12 protein-coding genes are annotated in these 20576 nt (G+C 38.1%); 11 read left to right on the top strand and 1 reads right to left on the bottom strand.

All coding sequences use genetic code 11. The annotated features are described in order from the left end of the window. Positions 1 to 18: 18 nt before the first annotated feature. Positions 19 to 2457 (bottom strand): GxGYxYP domain-containing protein, encoded by a 2439-nt coding sequence (locus HMPREF1532_RS08360; protein WP_005927639.1) that lies wholly within the window; start codon positions 2455 to 2457, stop codon positions 19 to 21. A 354-nt stretch (positions 2458 to 2811) separates the two neighbouring features. Between HMPREF1532_RS08360 and HMPREF1532_RS08355 the strand changes: the two genes are divergently transcribed. The 11 genes from HMPREF1532_RS08355 to HMPREF1532_RS08305 all read left to right on the top strand — a co-directional run bounded on the left by HMPREF1532_RS08355 (position 2812) and on the right by HMPREF1532_RS08305 (position 20574). Beyond that, positions 2812 to 3870 (top strand): glycoside hydrolase family 130 protein, encoded by a 1059-nt coding sequence (locus HMPREF1532_RS08355; RefSeq protein WP_005927638.1) that lies wholly within the window; start codon positions 2812 to 2814, stop codon positions 3868 to 3870. A 23-nt stretch (positions 3871 to 3893) separates the two neighbouring features. Further along, positions 3894 to 5126: an MFS transporter gene (locus HMPREF1532_RS08350; protein WP_005927634.1), complete on the top strand. Its 1233-nt coding sequence runs from the start codon at positions 3894 to 3896 to the stop codon at positions 5124 to 5126. Positions 5127 to 5341: 215 nt separating this feature from the next. Then, complete coding sequence (locus tag HMPREF1532_RS08345) at positions 5342 to 8377, top strand: SusC/RagA family TonB-linked outer membrane protein (protein WP_229108788.1); 3036 nt, start codon at positions 5342 to 5344, stop codon at positions 8375 to 8377. 11 nt (positions 8378 to 8388) lie between these two features. Next, positions 8389 to 10212: a RagB/SusD family nutrient uptake outer membrane protein gene (locus HMPREF1532_RS08340; protein WP_005927629.1), complete on the top strand. Its 1824-nt coding sequence runs from the start codon at positions 8389 to 8391 to the stop codon at positions 10210 to 10212. After that, complete coding sequence (locus HMPREF1532_RS08335) at positions 10202 to 10966, top strand: DUF3823 domain-containing protein (RefSeq protein ID WP_005927626.1); 765 nt, start codon at positions 10202 to 10204, stop codon at positions 10964 to 10966. The genes HMPREF1532_RS08340 and HMPREF1532_RS08335 overlap by 11 nt, the downstream gene beginning before the upstream one ends. A gap of 79 nt (positions 10967 to 11045) precedes the next feature. Further along, the gene (locus tag HMPREF1532_RS08330; protein WP_005927623.1) at positions 11046 to 12182 is read left to right on the top strand and encodes an SGNH/GDSL hydrolase family protein; all 1137 of its coding nucleotides are present in this window, start codon (positions 11046 to 11048) and stop codon (positions 12180 to 12182) included. Between the two features lie 12 nt (positions 12183 to 12194). Next, complete coding sequence (locus tag HMPREF1532_RS08325) at positions 12195 to 14255, top strand: glucosidase family protein (RefSeq protein ID WP_005927617.1); 2061 nt, start codon at positions 12195 to 12197, stop codon at positions 14253 to 14255. Further along, positions 14252 to 16330 carry a hypothetical protein gene (locus HMPREF1532_RS08320; protein ID WP_005927614.1) on the top strand — a complete coding sequence of 693 codons (2079 nt, stop codon included), beginning with the start codon at positions 14252 to 14254 and terminating at the stop codon, positions 16328 to 16330. The genes HMPREF1532_RS08325 and HMPREF1532_RS08320 overlap by 4 nt, the downstream gene beginning before the upstream one ends. Before the next feature lie 15 nt (positions 16331 to 16345). Continuing rightward, positions 16346 to 18691 (top strand): glycoside hydrolase family 127 protein, encoded by a 2346-nt coding sequence (locus HMPREF1532_RS08315; RefSeq protein ID WP_005927611.1) that lies wholly within the window; start codon positions 16346 to 16348, stop codon positions 18689 to 18691. A 37-nt stretch (positions 18692 to 18728) separates the two neighbouring features. Continuing rightward, complete coding sequence (locus HMPREF1532_RS08310) at positions 18729 to 20111, top strand: glycoside hydrolase family 43 protein (protein ID WP_005927603.1); 1383 nt, start codon at positions 18729 to 18731, stop codon at positions 20109 to 20111. A 10-nt stretch (positions 20112 to 20121) separates the two neighbouring features. Beyond that, positions 20122 to 20574, top strand: coding sequence for a T9SS type A sorting domain-containing protein (locus HMPREF1532_RS08305; protein ID WP_005927601.1), 453 nt, complete (start codon positions 20122 to 20124; stop codon positions 20572 to 20574). Positions 20575 to 20576 lie beyond the last annotated feature (2 nt).

Below are 20576 nucleotides of genomic sequence, written 5' to 3'. Positions count from 1 at the left end.
ACAAATGTTGATTTATATCTAAATAGAAATTTTAATAGAATGTAAATTATTGATTTTTAGTATGTATATTCCGTGAATTAAACCATTAATGTCAATATCATTTTGTTTGGTAGATTGCTTCATTTTAGAACCTCTTGTGTCATAAATTGCTAAATTTTCGATTATATTGGAGTATTTTGTGACTCTCAGTATCCCTTGGCTTATTGTATATTTAATATCTGAATCAGATGCTTGATTGTTAATTATACCGGTTTGGTTATCTAAATCTGATAGCAAAGCATTCATGCTTTCATATGTTTTAATCCAGTCATACTTCATTTGTATGTCTTTCAGATCATTCGCTTCACCATTTGTCGATTCAATAACAAATTGTAGATTTGTTTCTTTAGTTCCATCCCAATTACTTAATGCCTTTATATCCCATGCATATACATTCGGATAGTTTTTAAGTTGATACTCTGGTTTTCCGTTTAGAACGATGTCTCCGTTCCCGTCATTAAGTTTGATAAGCCAGGATATGTTATTATTATCACTTGATGGGAATTGGTTGATTTTGGCCGCCAATATAGGATATTTGTTTATTTTGAATCGATTGCCATCCCTATAAAGTAATGAGAAATAATTGGTACCGGTTGCTGTTATGATCATTTCTCCATCTTTAATTTCATAAGTGGCGTCATGTACGGTCCATTTGGAAGGAGTCACAAACTCTTCTATGAAGCTACTATTGTCAACGTCATCAATTAGTTGCTGCATTAATTCTGGGTTTTTCATAATTTTTCGACCTTGGACTTTGTTTTTAGCTTTTATGGCCAGTGCAAAGAATTCATCCATACAGACTGCCTTGAAACGGTCAGCCGGGAGATTGTTCATGACTTCTGCAGCAAAGGTGGGATCGCATGCATATACATGTACGAACCAAGGTCTGTCTGTAATAGACTCAGTCTGACTTTTTATGTATGTAGCCATATTGGCGGCTTTTCTTCGGGTAGGGGGATAGTATAAATCATAATATAATTCACTTTCGATGCGTGGAATGGCTGAGAAATACCATACTTGCTGCTTATCCGTCCAAGAGGTATATCCTTTCATCCCCATGCTTTGAAGCCATTTGTCATTACCTTGAAAACCGTTCCACCATACGTCGATATAGTGTAAATCTGCGTATTCTGCTACCTCTTTGCTCTTGGCTGCGTATAGGCTGCGTGCTTCTTCTGTAGAGTGAGTTGCATCAAAATATCCTATACCGGAAGTCGGTACCGTGAAGTAATCATTATCAGTCATACTGTTATAATAATATTGGGCCAAGCCAGGGAGCATATGCAATATTTTAGGATTGGTGGGCCAATTAAATGCTATTTGGCCTCTTTTCTCGTGCAACCATGCACCATCCATCATTAGATTTCCTATTGATTTATAGGTGTCTCCTTCGTTAATACTAAAGGTGATATATATTTTGTTCTCAACAGTAACGCTATTTTCGTCGAGTTGTCTTTTTTGCTTTAGGCTTTTGATGTTGGTTGGTATTGCTGCATGAAAAGATAAGTTTGGGGAAACATTTGTGCAAATTAACGCATGCCCTCCTTCTCCGCAGCGAGCTTGTATGATGTATTCTTCTGATTCTCCCCAGCCCAGAATGATGCTTCCCGGATTCAAGTGTGCGAAAATCTCATCCAGCATATCTGCTTCTTCTTGATCGTAGGTACCACCTTGAGGATTTTTTGCACTGGCAAATGATAATAAGAAAGCGAATGTTTTATGGGCGACAGCATAATCTATTGTATAAAGATTACGTTCGTGTTGCCAGTATGAGTAGGCATAATCTTTAGAGGTTTGATCCAGATATTTATCGATTGCCCAACGATGTGCCTCTTTTCTGTTTTTAAAATTGAATGCAGTCAGGTCTTTAATGATAGTACAATTCCTGAAAACCGGATATTTGTTGAGAAGTGACTGGGTGATTGGAATAGCATCTGAAACTCCGCATACTGTTGTTGCAATTGCAATACCTGCTGCTGCATTGATGCCTTCATATTTTATACATCCTTTATATAAAGACGAAAAAGTGTTGAATGCCTCTTCAAAGCCAATTGACTCGAATGTGTAATCATAGGTTTGGGTGTAGTATTCTTCCCAAACATCTTCTAAAGACGCATACTTGTCTAATGTTTCTTGTGAAAGTGCGGCCAAGCCGTCACGCTGCATGTTTGTATCCTGGAATTTGTATCCTCCGCCACTAAATCCTCCTTTGTCCTTGGGCAGAACGAGTATTTGTGGCTTTTCCCTATTTGCTAAACCTTGTAAACTGAGAATGGCAGCTGTTTCTTCTTCATTCAATATAGATATGTCCACTGTATAGATTCTGCTTGTACCGGCAAAGACTGACATGTGGACTAATAAGAATGTCAGTAATACAAATAAGCTATGTACCCGGATTTTTTTTGTAATAGTTTTCATAATAATAAGATTGTTTTGCTTGCAAAGATATGCCGTGTGCTGTAATTCAGTGTATCCTGTAATTACAGAAGTGTACACTGTTGTGCTAATGCTGAAAAATATTTGATGATTGAACTTGATTCGGAATTTTGTAATGTGAATGAAAATGATGGTATTTAGGGTTGGAGTATTTGTTTCTCTCTTGTTTTGTGTACTGTAATATTGGATTTTTCTTTTGTATGCCGAATTTGTGCACTATTTAGTGTGTTTGGATGGGGTGTTAATATAGTATACTTGTTTGTTGTTTTAGTGTACTTCTATTCTTTTTTATATGCCTTTCTTTGCATATCTAATTTTTTAACCCACAGAATTATTATGAATAATACAGAACCGCTATTTATCCGTTTTGCCCAGAATCCGATATTAACTCCTCGGGATATTCAACCAAGTATGGAGGGTTTGGTAATTGAATGTTTGCTTAATCCGGGAGTTTTCTATTTCCGAAATAAAATAGGTCTTTTATTACGTGTTGCCGAGCGTCCTTTACAAAAGGAGAATTTCATCTCTTTTCCGATATTGGATGATTTGAATCGTATAGAGATAATGGAAATATCTAAAAAAGATCCGGAACTGAATTGGACAGATCCTCGTGTGATAACATTCAGAGGTGAAGATTATCTGACGACCATCTCACATTTATGTCCGGTTTTTAGCGATGACGGCATTCATTTTTCTGTATTGGAGGGTACCAATAGATTGTTTGGAAACAATGAATACAGTTCTTTCGGAATCGAAGATTGCCGTGTTACGCAGATAGGCGACGAATACTATTTGACGTATACTTCTGTATCTTCTAAAGGGGTGGGGGTTGGACTGAAAAAGACAAAAGATTGGGGCAACTATACAGAGTTGGGCCTTATTTTTCCACCGCATAATAAAGATTGCGCTATTTTCGAAGAAAAAATAAATGGTCTGTATTATGCTCTCCATCGGCCCAGTAGTCCGGAAATTGGAGGTAATTACATGTGGATTGCCGAATCTCCGGATTTAGTACATTGGGGCAATCATAAATGCATAGCTTGTACGCGTGCTGGTAAATTTGATAGTGCAAGATTGGGAGCAGGATGTGCTCCTGTCAAGACAGAAAAAGGATGGTTAGTGATTTACCACGGAGCAACTATAGAGAATAGATATTGTTTAGGTGCATTATTACTTGATATAAACGATCCGTCTGTGGTGATTGCACGTTCGGAAAGCCCGATTATGGAGCCGGAGACTTCTTATGAGAAAATGGGATTTTTCGGTGATGTTATTTTCACAAACGGACAATTGGTAAATGGGGATGAACTGATAATCTATTATGGTGCGGCGGATGAAGTCATTTGTGGAGCAAAAGCTTCAATTACTTCAATTTTAAGGTCTCTTGGTTTTTGATAATCATTTAAATATTTGCACTGATGAACGAGATAAAACTATTCTTTAGCCAGCCTAAAAACACGAGAATTCTGCTACTTACTTCTTTGTTATATGCATTTGTCCTGCCTGTTGTGGATATTTTTGTAGCGGCTTATATCATGCGTAATTCTTCGGATGTGGGTAGGGTAATGACATATCAGTTAACGGTATATTCGGGTATCCCTGTTACATTTTTGATAAATGGGTATCTGTTGAATAAAATAAATCCGGGTAAACTTTATGCATTTGGGATGCTGTTAAGTGGTGTGTCGATGTTGATAATGACCTCTTTACCAGAACTGAATTTTGTTGGAATTGCCATTGCCGGCCTTGTGATGGGAATGTCGTTCGGCTTTTTTTGGGCGAACCGGGATTATTTGGTTTTAATTTGCACAAACGACTTAAATAGGAATTATTACTATGGCTTGGAGACTTTTTTTAATACATTGACTTTTGTAGTTGTTCCTGTGAGTGTCGGGTGGTTTATTCAGTCCGCCCAAGGCATATCATGGCTCAAGAATATAAATTCGGCTTATCAGGTGGTTATTTATATTGTGATTGTTATAACGGTTTTTGCTTCAATTCTTGTAACGAATGGTACGTATCGCAAACCGGCTAAAGCGCGATTTGTATATTTCAGGTACAATATGTTGTGGTACAAAATGTTATGTGTTGCGGCGTCAAAAGGTCTGGTACAAGGGTTTATCGTGACTGCTCCTGCCATGCTGATTATGAAAATTGTGGGCGATGAGGGGACTTTGGGTATTGTACAGAGTGTAAGTTCACTCTTGACGGCATTATTAATGTATATGATAGGACGTTTTTCCAAACCAGAACACCGTTTACGGATATATGCAGTAGCAGTTTTACTGTTTGTAATAGGAACTTTAATAAATTCGATCTATTTCAATGTGGTATCGGTTTTTATCTTTTTGTTGTTGATGATTGTTGCAAGACCTATGTTCGACCTTGCTTATTTCCCATTACAGATGCGAGTGATTGATTTTCTGAAAGATATTGAAAATAGAAATGAATACTCTTATATTTTTAGTCATGAATGCGGATTGTATATAGGGCGTCTTTTAGGATGCGGAACATTCATTTTTATAACTTATGCAATCTCTGATAATGCGGCCTTGATCTTTACTTTGCCTTTGGTTACAATATTGCAAGCTCTATTTTATTTTGTTGTAAGACATATTTCGAAAAATATAGATGAGATGGAAAACGGATAGAAAACCTATGATTAATTTTAAATTGAATATTTATGAAAACATTTGTAAATTTTGTTCCACCTTAATAGGTGTATATTAACTATTTTTTATCAAGTAATAAATAAAGTATAATTAAAAAAATATTTCATATGCACAGTCTACTAAGGTATGTTTATGTTAATTTATTCTTAATTAGTGTTCTAATTTTTTCGACAGTTACGGTGTCGGCATTTTCAATGGAGTCCTATACGATTACGGGGAGGGTTACCGATATATCCGGAGAGCCTCTGGTAGGAGTATCTATACTGATTAAAGGCAAATCTGCCGGAACAACTTCTGATTTGGAAGGCGGTTTCTCGTTGAGAGCGGATAAAAATGATGTATTGGTTTTTTCGTATATTGGTTATAAAAATAAAGAGGTGCGAATAACTGATAACAGGCGATTGAGTATTATCCTGGAAGAGGATGCCAAACAGTTAAATGAGGTCGTGGTAGTTGGTTATGGTTCGCAGAAAAAAGCTACAATTACGGGTTCTGTAGATGCTGTTAGCGGGAAAGATATGAATGTTGCTTTCAGTTCTAATACGCAGAATATGCTTACCGGTAAGTTGTCGGGCGTTGCCGTGCGGCAAAACAGTGCGGAACCGGGGGCATTTAATACCAATATAAATATACGAGGATTAGGACAACCATTGGTAGTTATCGATGGTATGATTTCTTCTATGGATGTTTTTAATCGTTTGAGCGCAAGTGAAATAGAAAATGTTTCAGTGCTAAAAGACGCTTCCGCCTCTGTATATGGAATGAAAGCTGGCAACGGTGTTTTGTTGGTTACTACAAGAAAGGGAGCGAATACGGATGGGAAGCCAACTATCGAATATTCGATGAATATGGGGTTTTCAAAATTGATTAATTTGAATAAACCAATGTCAGCATATGATTATGCATTGTTGAAAAATGACATAAACAGGAATATGCTAAATCCTGTTGCTGCTTTATATGATGACGAACAGTTGGAACAAATTAGAAACACTCCCGGACTTGATGTCTACGATGAGGTGATGAGGAATAGTAATCCGATTATGAATCATAATCTCTCTGTTTCCGGATCTATTGGTCAAAATAATAGGGTGCAGTACTTTCTGTCGGCTAACTATATGAAAGAATATGGATTATATAAATCGGGTGATTTATCTTATGACCGTTATAATTTGCGTTCCAATATTTCCGCAGATTTAGGATACGGATTTACAGCCAGTGTTAATATGGCTTATATGCGTGATAATAAAAATGCTCCGTATGATGGTGAAATTTATAAAGACATCTGGGGTATTCAGCCGGTAGATGAAAACGGAAATGTTTTGACCTCTTTGATGGCAGACGATGAGAAAGGCTATTATTTGAAATTGAAGCAATTTTCTAATAATCCATTGGCCAGCAGCCGAACAGACGCTGTGGGATATGCAAATTATGCGAATAAGCATTTTAATACAAATTTAAGCTTGTCGTGGGATGTGCCTTTTATAAAGGGGCTACAAGCTAAGTTTATATATGCTTTTGAAGAATATCAGATGACTGGTAAGCGTTGGCAAAAGGCGTTGGATTTGTATAGCTATGACGCTCAAGGTGAATTGATGAAACATCAGGTTGTACCAAGAACGAACTTGAAACAGGAATATGATGATCGTTGGGTTAATAATTTGCAGGCAATGCTTACTTATGAAAGGAGTTTCAACGACGTTCACAATCTAAAGATATTGGCTTTGTTTGAGCAGCAGAAGAATGATAATCCATCGGGATTTAGTGCGTTTCGATATTATGCAATGGATAGCGTTGATGAACTGTTCGCCGGGCTGGAAGAGGATCAGAAAGTTTGGGGGACTACCCCTGTAAAAGAGGCTAATCAGGGTTTTGTAGGGCGTGTGAATTATGATTATGCCGGTAAGTATTTGATTGAGGGAAGCTTTCGTTATGACGGCTCTTCAGCCTTTGCCAAAGGACATCGTTGGGGATTTTTTCCCAGTGTTTCGATTGGATGGAGAATATCAGAAGAATCTTTTATTAAAAATGTAGATGCTTTATCTTTTGTTGATAATATAAAAATTCGAGCTTCATATGGTAAACTTGGAGATGACGGTGCTGCTAAATTCAATTGGGCAGCTGGTTACATATATCCGGATAACGGATATGTTTTTGATAATCAGTTAATACCAGGAATTGTGAATAAGGGAGCGGTAAATCCGGATCTGACGTGGTATACTTCCGATGTTTATAATTTAGGACTTGATTTTGATTTATGGAAAGGAATGTTATCCGGAACGGTTGAACTTTATCAAAGAAACAGGAACGGTTTGCTGGCTACAAGAGTGGGGACTATTCCCCAAACCACAGGGACAAGCATGCCCCAGGAAAATTTGAATAGCGATATGACGAGAGGCTGGGAAATGTCCCTTTCTCATACCAATCGAATTAATGATTTTAGATATACTGTGTCTGCCAATTTGAATATCTTCCGTACTAAAAATAAACATGTAGAGCAGGCTCGGGCCGTGAACTCTTTTGATAATTGGAAAAATAATCAGAATAATAGATGGAATGATATAAAATGGGGGCATGTTTTAGGCGGGCAGATTATGAGTGAGGATGAAGTAAAATATTTAGTACTTCATCAAGGAACTTCGCAAATGGCTCAGACGGGGCTTGGTGACTATTGGCATCTGGATGTTGATGGTGACGGGTGGGTTTCTGAATGGACTGATTTAGTTCCGATTTTTACAAATAATGTTCCAAAAGTTGTGTATGGCTTTACTGTTTCTGCCGAATATAAAGGTATTGATTTGAATATGGTTTTCAATGGTGCAGCCAAATATGCGGTAAGTTATGAAGAGTTTCTAAGAAATCCATTGGTATATGGGGGAAGTGCCGGTGCTTTGGAGATGTGGACAGACCGTTGGAGACAAGACGACAGTGGGCAGTGGATAGCAGGCAAATATCCTCGTGCCCGTGCCGAATGGAGTTTTCTACCAAACGTTTGGGATGATGAACGTCGTATTCGGAATGCATCTTATCTTCGTTTGAAAAACATTGAAATTGGTTATTCCTTACCAAGGATGTTATTGAATAAAGTCAGAATCCAGAAATTAAGAGTATACGCCAATGCTTATAATCTGTTGACATTTTCTAATATTAAAGAACTGGACCCGGAAATGCCGGAACAGTATAAGTATCCTATGGCTATGAATTTTAATTTTGGTGTAAATCTAACATTCTAAATACTACTATTATGAATACAGGAAATTTGAAATATTACTGTTGCGCATTCCTTGCATCATGTGTAATGTCTTGTGATGTGTTGGATATATCTCCGGTAAATATTATTCCGGAAGAAAAAGCATATGAAACAGAATCTTCTATCACTGCTCATTTCGCAAAGCTTTATTCTCAGATGTTATTTGAAGATTTTCAGATATGTACCAGTTCTTATGATCCTTATGTTCATTGGGATCAATTTGAATATTATACAGGTTATGGTGTTGCAGTAGAATCTCTTGATGTGATAGATAATAATGGTGAAAGAATAGATGGAGGCATGGGGTATCTGTGGTGGGATTATTCTGCCGTAAGAAATGTCAATGAGTTTTTGCAGCTGATAGATAAGTATTCTTCCAATTTTACAGCTGATCAGGTAAAGGCTTGGAAGGCGGAGGCTAAAGTGATTAGAGCTTGGTACTATTATACAATGGCTAAACGTTTTGGTGGAGTACCGCTTATTACAGAACCTCAGGATGTGAATAATCCCGATAAAGAAGATTTGATGGTTGCCCGCGCTTCTGAAAAGGAAATCTGGGATTTTATTATTAATGAGATTGATGAGGCTATTGCAGGAGGATTGAAAGAAGTTTCTGAGGCGCAAGGGCGGATAAATAAGTATGTGGCTTTGACTTTGAAAGCTCAATCGGCACTTTATGCGGCAAGTATTGCCCGTTATAACAGTCCGATTTTGGGGATTGGCGATTATCGGGATCCTAATACAAACAAACAGGTTTGTGGAATCCCGGCGGATCAGGCTTCCTATTATTATAAAATTGCATTCGATGCAGCCAAAGAAGTTATTACCGCCGATAAATTTGAATTAGCACGTGGTTTGGATGCTGATGGGGCTACTAATTTTGCTAAGTTATTTTTAGAACCGGACAAACATAAAGAAGCCATTTTTGTGAAGTATTATTTGGAAGAAAAAAGAACTCATGATTGGAGTGTTTTCAGACTACCTCTTCCTTATGGCCGGCCGGCTATGGATAATCCGACTCTTGATTTAATAGATCTTTATGATAATTTGGACGGAACATCTGCAAAAGTAGCAGTAAATCAAGGAGAATGGTTAGCAGAAGAATATACGACCCTTGACGAGATGTTTAAAGGTCGGGATTATCGTCTGGGTGGGACGGTGTATTTTCCAGGTTGTAATTTTTACAATTCGACTTTTGATGTTCGTAGAGGAGTTATTGTTGACGGACAGGTAAAGAATGGAACCGGAAATGTTACAGTAAATGGAAAAACATATTCTATACGTGGAAAGTATGGAATGGGGGACACTCAGGATGAAACGCATACAGGGTTTCTGGTTCGAAAGTATATTAATGAAGCGGATATTGCCAATGTTTCTCCGGAAAGTACTTCATGGATTGATATGAGATATGCAGAAGTGTTGCTTATTGCTGCAGAGGCCGCGGCAGAGCTTGGGATTGATGAGAACGGTATAGGATTAGCTGCACTTAATGATGTCAGAACTCGTGCCGGATTACCGGAAGTTTCGGAATTGAGTATTCCTGATATTCGTAAACAATGGGCATGTGAGTTTGCTTTTGAAAATGAAGTCTTTTGGTGTAAACGGAGATGGCGCGTATTGGAAGAAACTCTGTCCAATGACTTTACATGCTCAGGCTTGGAACCTTATTGGGACATAACGAACAATAAATGGAAGTTCAAAAAGATCGTAGCTTCTAAATACCCTAAAAAGAGCTTTTTATCCAGGTATTATTATAATTGGATAAATACGTCCCAAATTACTACTAACCCTAAAATTTGTCAGAACTATGGATATTAAAAATATAACAGTGGGTATCTTTACCCTGATCGTAAGTTGCACATTTACCTCATGCAGTTTCGATGATAATTACGATGGCCCTAATGCGAGCTTTCATGGCCAGTTAATCGATGATATAACAAATGGACCAATGTATTCGGAACAACCTAACGGATTTCAGATTCGGTTTAAAGAAGTGAGTTGGGGACCTGACGCCCAACCTCAAACTTTTCAGGGAAAACCGGATGGTTCGTTTAATTGGGAACAGTTGTTTGGATATACAGATAGGAAATATGAAAATTCTCCTTATGGTGTGGCAACGTACGAAGTAGAACCATTTGATGGTGCTTTTGATATTGTTGGAGATAGTAAGAAGATAATAGAGGTGAGTCCCGGAGCCCGTGTAGAGGTAAACTTTAATGTGATTCCGTTTATCTCATTGACAGAGGAGCATTCATTGGACGGCACGAATCTCACCGTTAAATATACGATGAATCGTAATAATGATCACAAGGCAATTAGGGTTCAAAAAGCCGGTGTTATTATTTCGAGTCGTACCAAGTATCTGAGCGGTGGACTCAATGTCGGTGGTTATGAGGAGCAATATTCAAAATTTAAATCAGCTCCACAACTGATGACTTATGTTGACGGGCGTGAATTTGTTGAAACTATAGCTCTTGATCCTGGAAAGACCTATTGGATGAGGATTGGGGCGAAGTTGACGGGTTCTGAAAGATGGAATTATACAGAAACTATTGAAATCTCGGTTCCTTGATTATTAATTATGAAACACGAGGGCATGCTTACGTATGACATGCCCTCATTATTCCTTTTACTAAAATGATAAAATGCTAATGAAAACTGTTGTAGTATATGTCTCCTTTTGGAAGAGAATATTGACTTTGTTTTTTATTTATGTTTTTTGTGTTTCTGTTTCAGCTCAAGTCTCTGTTAACATGAAAGAGGAATGGTATCGGCGAAGCTTGCAAAATGACTATGTTACATTGCCAATAAAGACAATGTTTGAAAAGATACAGCTAAATAAGAAATTAACTATTGGAGTTATTGGAGGTTCAATAACGGCCGGTGCCAGAGCGTCGGACTTTTATAAGACAGCTTATGCCCCTTTGGTTGCTGAATGGTTTCGTGAGAAATTTCCTGATGTGGAGGTTCGTTTTGTGAACGCGGGAATAGGGGCAACTAATTCCGTGTTTGGGGCTCATAGAGTTGATCAGGATTTGCTTACGGCAAAGCCCGATTTTGTGATTGTCGAATTTAGCGTGAATGATAGAGATGAAATGAGGGCGAAGTCGAGCTATGAAGGTTTAATACGTAAAATATTGAAGTCAGAAGGAAAACCTGCTGTTTTGGCTTTAGGCTTGATGGACATGGAAGGGAAATCATGGCAGGAGTACCATGTGGATGTTTGTAATCATTATCATATTCCATTTATTAGTTATCGTGATGCTTTATATCCAGAAGTAGAATCCGGTAACATGCTTTGGAGTGAATTGGCTGTAGACGATGTTCATCCTAATGATAGAGGGCATAAGATTATACGAAATCTTGTTGTGGATTTTTTGGAGAAGATATATGACGGTGAAAATTTACCTGCACCGTTAACGCAAAATAGATATGAGCAAGCGGGTATGTATCCTTTTACTCCGATGGGGAATCCTGATTGGCAGTTAACTTCGCGGGGATGGTACACGACGCATAAAGGTACTCCTCTGACATTTAATATAAAGGCTTCTATGATAACAATAATGTTTAACCGAACTGTTGATCGGCAGAAAGCTGCCAATGTGTATGTACTTCTTGATGGGAAACGTCAGAGACTGAATACTTACTTTGAAGATGGTTGGGGTGATTATATGTATCCGGAAGTAATATTGGATGATACGGTAACAAGAGAACATGTACTAAGTTTTGAGTATGATGATAAAAGCGGTAAAGAGTTTTTACTTCACAACATTCAAATAATACCCTAATCTTATAAAATTATGAAGCATTTATTGAAAATAGTAGTATTGGGAGTCTTGGGTATCATTTCTCAAGTATATGTTGCGTATGCGATTAACCCACCCAAAAGTCGGGATTTGCTGGAAGACGATATGTGGCAACGTAGAGATTTAAGCATGCCTGGCTCTCGAATAGTTATAAATTTTTATGATTTTAATGGAAAGAAGACTGCTGCAGAATTTAGTAACAGGCCGACTTTGCCTCTCAATGTCGCTTATTTGTCAACTCATAAAAATGTAAAAGGGCGTCATCCGCGTACCCGTTTTAGCAGAGCGGTTTCCGATTTGTTGACGATTCGGAATTCGGTAAAAGGATTTGATGCTATGGTGAAAGATTCATTGGAGGGGATAGCTTTTTCCTATGCAACTCAGTGGATGCCTCATGCTCTTCCTTTCAGTGCTAAGTATGAGGGGGGAGATGAATTGGGAGGAGTTGATTTTTTTTATGATAATAAAACGCTTGTGCGTAGTCTGGATCTAAAGAGGGGTAATGGATATTATTGTATTTCTGGCAAATATGGAGGAACTCTGGCATTGAGCAATAATATTTTAGTTGTTGATAATGGAAATATACGATATGCCGTAAATTTTAATATACCCATATTGAACTTTAAAAAGACTGAGGATCAATGGCATATTGCTTTAGATCTGAAAAAGAAGCAGTCAGTTGTTGTTGCTTTTGCAGATGAAGACGAGTCGGAAGACGATCTGATAAAAAGAGTACAAGCTCCGTTTATCAATGGGGATATAAAAAATAGAATGGCAGAGAATGAAACTTATTGGAATTCTTTTTTATCTAATGTTCCGCGACCCGAGAATTTTGAGCTGGTACAGGTTAAAACATACGGGATTCTTTCTGGTGATTTGAAATCAGCTTACTACAAAGCGTGGGTTTTTACTGCACAAAATGTTTTGCCGGAGGACGACATGATGTTTCCGTATCCTCAAGTGTGTGCCGGGAAAGCGTCTCTGTGGGATGAGGGTGAAGAACGTGCTCCGTTCTCTGCTGCATGGGAAAGCTTTATCGGTATTCAATGGTATGCTTATGTTGATCCGACTTTAGCTTGGAAGGCCTTTAAGGGACTAATGACACTTGTGGATAAAGAAGGTATGTTAGGGGGAGAAAGTCTACCATCGCGGAAAGTACAAACAGCGCGGATACTTTATGAACTGACACACGATAAAGAATCCTTGAAGGAGGTTTATCCGGCACTTAAGCGTTACATGAATTGGCGGCTGAATGTGACTCATTGGATCTATCAGGATATTAAACCATCTACATCATATAAAGATGCCGAGTTTTGTTTTTCCGCTCTTATCGACATGGAACATTTGATGGTTATTGCCGGGGAGTTAGGATATGAAAATGATGCGGAGATATGGCAACAAGCGCATCAAACATTTAGTGAAAAATGCTTGGAATGGTTTTGGAGAACTCCACAAACGATACCGGAGCAGAATTATGATATAAATAGTGATTCCGGAAGTAAGGGAAATACGATTTGGGTCACTACAGGGTTGTATGTCGATGGTTTACTGAAGGGTGACTATTTGAATAGTATGATGAAACGGTTCGACTCGGAATACGATACGGATAAGTCTTTTGCCGGGTTTGGTATACCTAAATATCCGGATGTGAGTTACTCGGTTTATGGGCTTTTACAACACGGGTATGTGGAAAAAGCTCAAGGAGTAATTGAAGCAAATTTACGTGATATAGTACGGGCTAAAGCAACTTTTGCCGAGCAATATGTTGGAGATGACTTTGAGCCGGATGGTGTACGCCCTTCTCTTTTCGGATCGAGCACATTGATTGATTTTGTATGGTTGTTGAATGGTTTTAAATATGACAGAGGAATACCGGAGTGCGTGTTGCTGAATCAAAAAAAAGGTGGTGTGCAAAATATATTAATCCGAGGAGAACGCTATTCTCTTAAAATAAACCCTCATAAACGGGAAGCACAATGGGGGGTGAATAATGGGAAACCGGAAAAAAGAATAATAGGGGAAACTCGAATGGAAAAGTTAAAAATAGAAAGATGAGAAAGATTATTATATGTTTAGTTACAATATTGAATTCTGTTGTTTTAAATGCTCAGATTCCTACAAGTATTGATTTAAAAGAAGAGGGTGCATATCAACGCAGGGACTTGAGTACGATTGGATCCCGTATTGTAATCAATCCTTATGATTTTGGAAAGTCTCCACAGGAAAATACAGCAGTAGTATACAGTAATAGTGAGGTGTTGCCCTTAAACGTTGCTTATTTAACAGCTCAGAATGTTTATCATGAAAAGGAACGGCGATTTGGGAGAGAGTTCAAAAATGTATTGGAAATAAGAGTTGCTTCATGTTTGGAAAGTCCGGACAATGGAGTAGAAAAATATAGTACAGAATGGGCTCCTCATGCTCTCATGTTTTCTGCGGATTATAAAGATGGCTCTCATTTGGAAGGACATGATTTCTTTTATGATGATAATACAATTGTGCGCAGTTTGAGACTTGATAAAAAAGAACACTATTTACTATCTGGATTTATAAAAGGAGAGGTTCGGTTGGATGATAGGAATGAGACGCTTATTGTTTATTCCGGTAATTGTAAATATGCAGTGTCTGTGAAAGGAATGAATAGTAAAAATGTATCTTTTTATGTTTCCGGCGAGGATATGAAGGCAAGAACTAATAAAGTGGCAGATACGGGAGATGCCTGTTGGTGGGCTCTTGACATGAAAGGGAAAGGAGACGTAAATATAGCAGTTGCTTATGCATTAAATACAGATTCTGATGCGATGCTTATCTCTAATGTAAGACGGCCTTTTAAAAAGAATATAGATGATGTTTATTTAGATAAGATTCGTTATTGGGATGATTTTTTGAAAAATAAAATACCTCATCCTGTTAATTTTGAGCTAACTTCAATTGATAAAAAAGGGATTACTGCTGAGCAGATAAAGAAAGCATATTATAAAGCATGGGTTCTTTTGGCTCAGAACGTATTGGAACCGGAAACGGAAAATTACCCTTATTATCAGGTTGTTACAGGAAAGGCCTCCTTGTGGGATGAGGGACATGAATTAGCCCCATTTTCGGCTGCATGGGAGTCGTTTGTTGCAATACAGCTGTTTGCTTATATAGATGTTAATATTTCATGGAGTAGTTTGAAAGGCTTGTTAGCGCTTGTTGATGAATCGGGAATGCTGGGTGGGGAGAGTTTGCCTTCTCGTAAAGCTCACACAGCATGGGTGTTGTATGAACTGTCGAAAGACGCAAAGTCGTTGTCGGAAGTTTATCCTGCCATATCTCGTTATTTAAATTGGAGATTACAGAATCCACGCTGGATTTATACTAATATGACGCCCGAGAACGAGAAAGATGCCGAATTTGTGGTCTCTGCGATAAAAGATGTTGAGTATATGATTCTTTTGGCAAAAGAGTTAGGATTGGAGGAAGATGCAGAAGAGTGGCGTATAAAGAAAGAGAGTTTTGTAGAACAATATAAACAATGGTTTTGGAGTACCCCACAGGATTTACCATGTCAGCACATCAATCAATATAAAGGGCGCGATACGCATCCTATCCAAATTACTACCGGATTATATGTGAATGAGATTGATATGGATTATTATGAAAGTCTTTTGGGACTGTTCTATAAACATTATGACACAAATCAGTCTTTTGCTGGTTTTAATGCTCCAAAATATCCGGATGTCGATTTTACCTTGTATGGACTTATAGAAAGAGGAAAGGATGTTCTGGCACGTGGATTGCTTGAGAGTAACTTGAGAGATATTTTGCGAGCAGATTGCGTATACGCAGAGACGTATACCAATGATGCAGAGCCCCAACCCGGAGGTGTACGTCCTTCTATTTTCGGATTAGCTGCAATGATCGATTTCACTTTATTGAAGAATGGCTATATGTTTACTAAGGGTACGCCTACTGCTATAAATATTTATCCGGAAAGTACTATTGGTGTAACGCATATACCCTATCTTGGAAAGTACATTGATATAAATAAGAAGAAGCAAGGCGATATTATCTTCTCCGGCTCTGCTATGCAAAAGATTAAAAGCTTGAAGTTGGAAAAGGGAGAAATGGGTAAAATTGTGGATAACTAAAGAGGGAATACTATTATGAAATTGATAAAAAGTGCTGTGTGTATTGGGGTAATGGTGGCATTAATCGGTAGGATTTATGCTCAGAATTATATTCCATTACTCAATGAAAGACGAATGGAAGTTATTCCTTGTATTGAGATTCAAGCTTATCCAATTTCCATTTCTGAGGTTCGTTTGCTTCAAGGTCCTTTTAAAGCGGCTATGGAGGCAGATCGGAAATGGCTGATGTCTCTGCAACCTGACCGTTTCTTACATAGATTTCACGAGAATGCAGGATTTACTCCCAAAGCACCTATGTATGACGGTTGGGAAGATTCATCTCAAAGCGGTTTTAGTTTTGGGCATTATTTATCTGCAATGTCTATGCTTTATGCTGCTACAGGAGACAATGAATTGTTAGGACGGATAGAGTATAGTATAAATGAAATACGTAAATGCCAACTTGCCATAGGAACCGGATATGTGGCTGCTATTCCTGATGGTGATAGATTATGGAATGAACTTGTTGCAGATAAAATAGAACCCGGAGGATCGTGGATAAACGGTTTTTGGGCACCTTGGTATAACTTACATAAATTATGGTCGGGCTTCATAGACGTTTACTTGTATACGGGAGTTGAAACGGCAAAGACAGTAGCCATTGAATTGACAGACTGGGCCTGTGATAAATTTCGGGATATGACCGATGACCAGTGGCAACGGATGATATCTTGCGAGACAGGAGGAATGAATGATGCCTTATATAATATGTATGCTATTACTGGTAATCTGAGATATTTACAGTTGGCTGATAAGTTTTATCATTATTCGGTAATGGAACCCTTGTCTCAACAAAGAGACGAACTGAATGGGCTTCATGCCAATACTCAAATACCTAAAGTGACGGGGATAGCTCGGTCGTATGAGCTTCGGGGTAGGGAGAAAGATAAAACGATTGCAACCTTTTTCTGGAATACGGTTCTGAAGAAACATACTTATTGTATAGGAGGGAATAGTAATTATGAGCATTTTGGCAAACCTGGAGAATTATTCTTGTCTGATAAAACAACAGAGACGTGCAACACATACAATATGTTAAAATTGACAGGACATCTGTTTGCATGGGAACCTAAAGCCGAATATATGGACTATTATGAAAGGGCACTGTATAATCACATTTTGGCATCACAAAATCATGAAACAGGTATGGTGGTTTACTCTTTGCCTTTAGCATATGCTTCATTTAAGGAATTTTCCACTCCGGAACATAGCTTCTGGTGCTGTGTGGGTACAGGATTTGAAAACCACGTGAAATATGCGGAAGGTATTTATTCGGAGAGTGAAAATGATTTGTACATCAATTTATTTGTGGCATCCAGATTGAATTGGAGACGAAAAGGAATGATAATAGAACAGCAGACTGAATTTCCGGAGTCGGATAAGTCTTCTCTTATATTACGTTGTGCAAAGTCTCAGACACTAACTCTGCACATCCGTTATCCGCAATGGGCTACAACGGGATATACGATTAAAGTGAATGATAAGATACAGGAAATAGAAAAGAAACCGGGATCTTATATTTCTCTTAACCGTTTGTGGAAGGATGGTGATAAAATTGAGATAGAAATGCCTAAAAGTCTTCATAAGGAAGTTCTTCCTGGAGATGAACATAAGTTCGCTTTTTTGAATGGACCGATAGTTTTGGCGGGTGAAATGGATTTGGATGAAAGAAAAATTGTTTTTCTGGAGAAGAAAGATTCGGAACTTAGGGACTGGATACAGCCGTCCAATCGGACAAAAACTTCTTTCATTACTAAAACCGGATTTCCTAAAAATGTAGAACTTGTTCCACTTTATAAAAAGAGTGACGGACATTATTCTGTATATTTTGATTGTTACGAACCAAGTGAATGGGAACAAATCCGCAAGCAGTATGAAGAAGAAGATAAGTTCTTACGTGAGCAAGAAAGGAGGACTCTTGATTATTTTCGTCCTAACGAACAGCAACCGGAAACTGATCACCGGTTTAGAGGAGAGAACGTTGAACGTGGAATAGGTGCGTCAAGTCGAAAATGGTGTCAGGCGTATGACGGAGGAAATTTTTCATTTGAGATGAAAGTCGATCCTCATGCTCCTGTTGACTTAGTCCTCACATATTGGGGGGATGATGGTGCAGACTATCAGTTTGATATTTTGATTGATGATCAATTGATTTCAAGTGAGGTTTTGACAGGGAGTTGTCGAGGTGAATACTTTGATAAAGAATATGCAATTCCTTTTAACCTTACCCAAGGGAAATCAGAAGTAGTTGTGACTTTGCATGCGCATCGCTGGAAAAAGGCAGGGCGCATATTCGGCGGACGCATTATGCTGAGAAAATGAGATGTATTCTCTTCGTTAACTATAAAAAAGAAAAAATATGAGAGAACTTTTATTATTGTTTTTTTTTATTAGCCTGTCCTTGTCAGCTGATGCACAAACCACCGGTTTTGGATATCAGGCAGTGATTAGGAACAATACAGGAGAGATATTGCCGAATAGGGAGATTAAAGCAACTTTCAAAATTCATAAAGAGAAAGCAAGGGGAGAAGTCGTATATTCGGAAGAGGCTGGTGGCAGGACGAACGAAAATGGGTTGTTTACCGTTGAAATCGGAAAAAACACTCAAATATCAGAGAATGATTTTTCTTCTATTGATTGGGGAGCTTCTGATGCTTATTTTTTGGAAGTTCGGGTTGATGAGGGAAGTGCTTATATACCAAGTTCCACTCAGCAATTGTTAAGCGTTCCTATGGCCCAATATGCAGATGTAACCGAAGCTGTATGTCTCACCTCTGGTGAAGGTAAAAAATGGCTGATTTCCGTCTCTGATAATGGGGAAATTGGGACTGAACCGGTTGATGATATACGAAAAAGCGGAAATCCTATATTTCCAGGATGGTATGCTGATCCCCATGCTGTCATTTACGGGGATACCTATTGGGTGTATTCCACTATTTCAGATTTTCAGGAGAAACAAGGTGTTTTTGATTGTTTCTCTTCTCATGATTTGGTGAACTGGACAAAGCACAGCTCTGTTTTGAATATTAAGGATGTGGCTTGGGGAAATGTATTTATATGGGCACCTTCTGCGATAGAAAATAATGGGAAATATTATCTTTTTTTCAGTGCTGATGATAAGAGAATCGGAGTGTCTGTTGCCGATCGGCCGGAGGGACCTTATAAAGATCTTATCGGAAAACCATTAATTTCGGAGACGATAAATGGAGCACATCCTATTGATCAATTTGTGATGAAAGATGATGATGGTAACTTTTATATGTATTATGGAGGATGGGGACATTGTAATGTAGTGAAGTTGAAAGATGATTTTACAGGTATTATTCCTTTTCCTGATGGCGAATTGTATAAGGAGGTTACTCCTGATGGGTATACAGAAGGGGTATTTGTGATAAAAAGAAATGGAGAATACATTATTATGTGGTCTGCAGGAAACTGGATGGATGAAAGTTACAGTGTTAGTTATGCAACGGGGAAATCTATAACCGGACCTTTTGAAAAGAAGGGTGTTATATTACATGGAGATAAGGTAATAGCCAATGGTACGGGACATCATGCTGTAATTAATATTCCAGGAACAGATGATTGGTACATTTTTTATCATCGTAGACCTATTACTGAAACGTTGGGGAATTCGCGTGAAACCTGTATTGAAGTTATGAAGTTTATAAGTCCTAATACGAATCTGATAAGACCTGTCAAGATGACAAGAGAAGGAGTTGAAAGACGTATACTTAAGTGAGTGGGAAGATATGAAAAAAAATATTGCTATTTTACTGTTTATAACCTTTTCTTTGATGGGCTATGGGCAAGATGTAATATCCACGGCGGGTAATGTAGAGGAAGGCGTAAGCTGGACTATTGGAGAGATTATGACAGAAACTGTATCCAGACCGGAAAGTATGCTTTTGCAAGGATTTGGTCAGCCGTTGGAGGTTGTTTCCACAGGTGTCATAAAGATATTGGAGAATGATGTGCAGTTTATAGTGTACCCTAACCCAGTAAAAGATCTGCTAACGATTCGCTTACAGAAGGATAGAAAGTGTACTTGGTTCTTATATGATGATAATGGTAGGATGGTAAATAAGGGTATGATGGCTACGCCTGAATCATACATTCAATTTGCATCTTATACTACCGGACGTTATATTTTGAGAATTGTGGGTACACATTTAAAAAGTTCGGTTATACTTATGAAAAAGTGATA

It is taken from the genome of Bacteroides salyersiae WAL 10018 = DSM 18765 = JCM 12988 (assembly GCF_000381365.1).
GTDB lineage: Bacteria > Bacteroidota > Bacteroidia > Bacteroidales > Bacteroidaceae > Bacteroides > Bacteroides salyersiae.
Note: the sequence above shows the minus strand (reverse complement) of the source record. Positions and strands in the feature narration are given on the sequence as shown.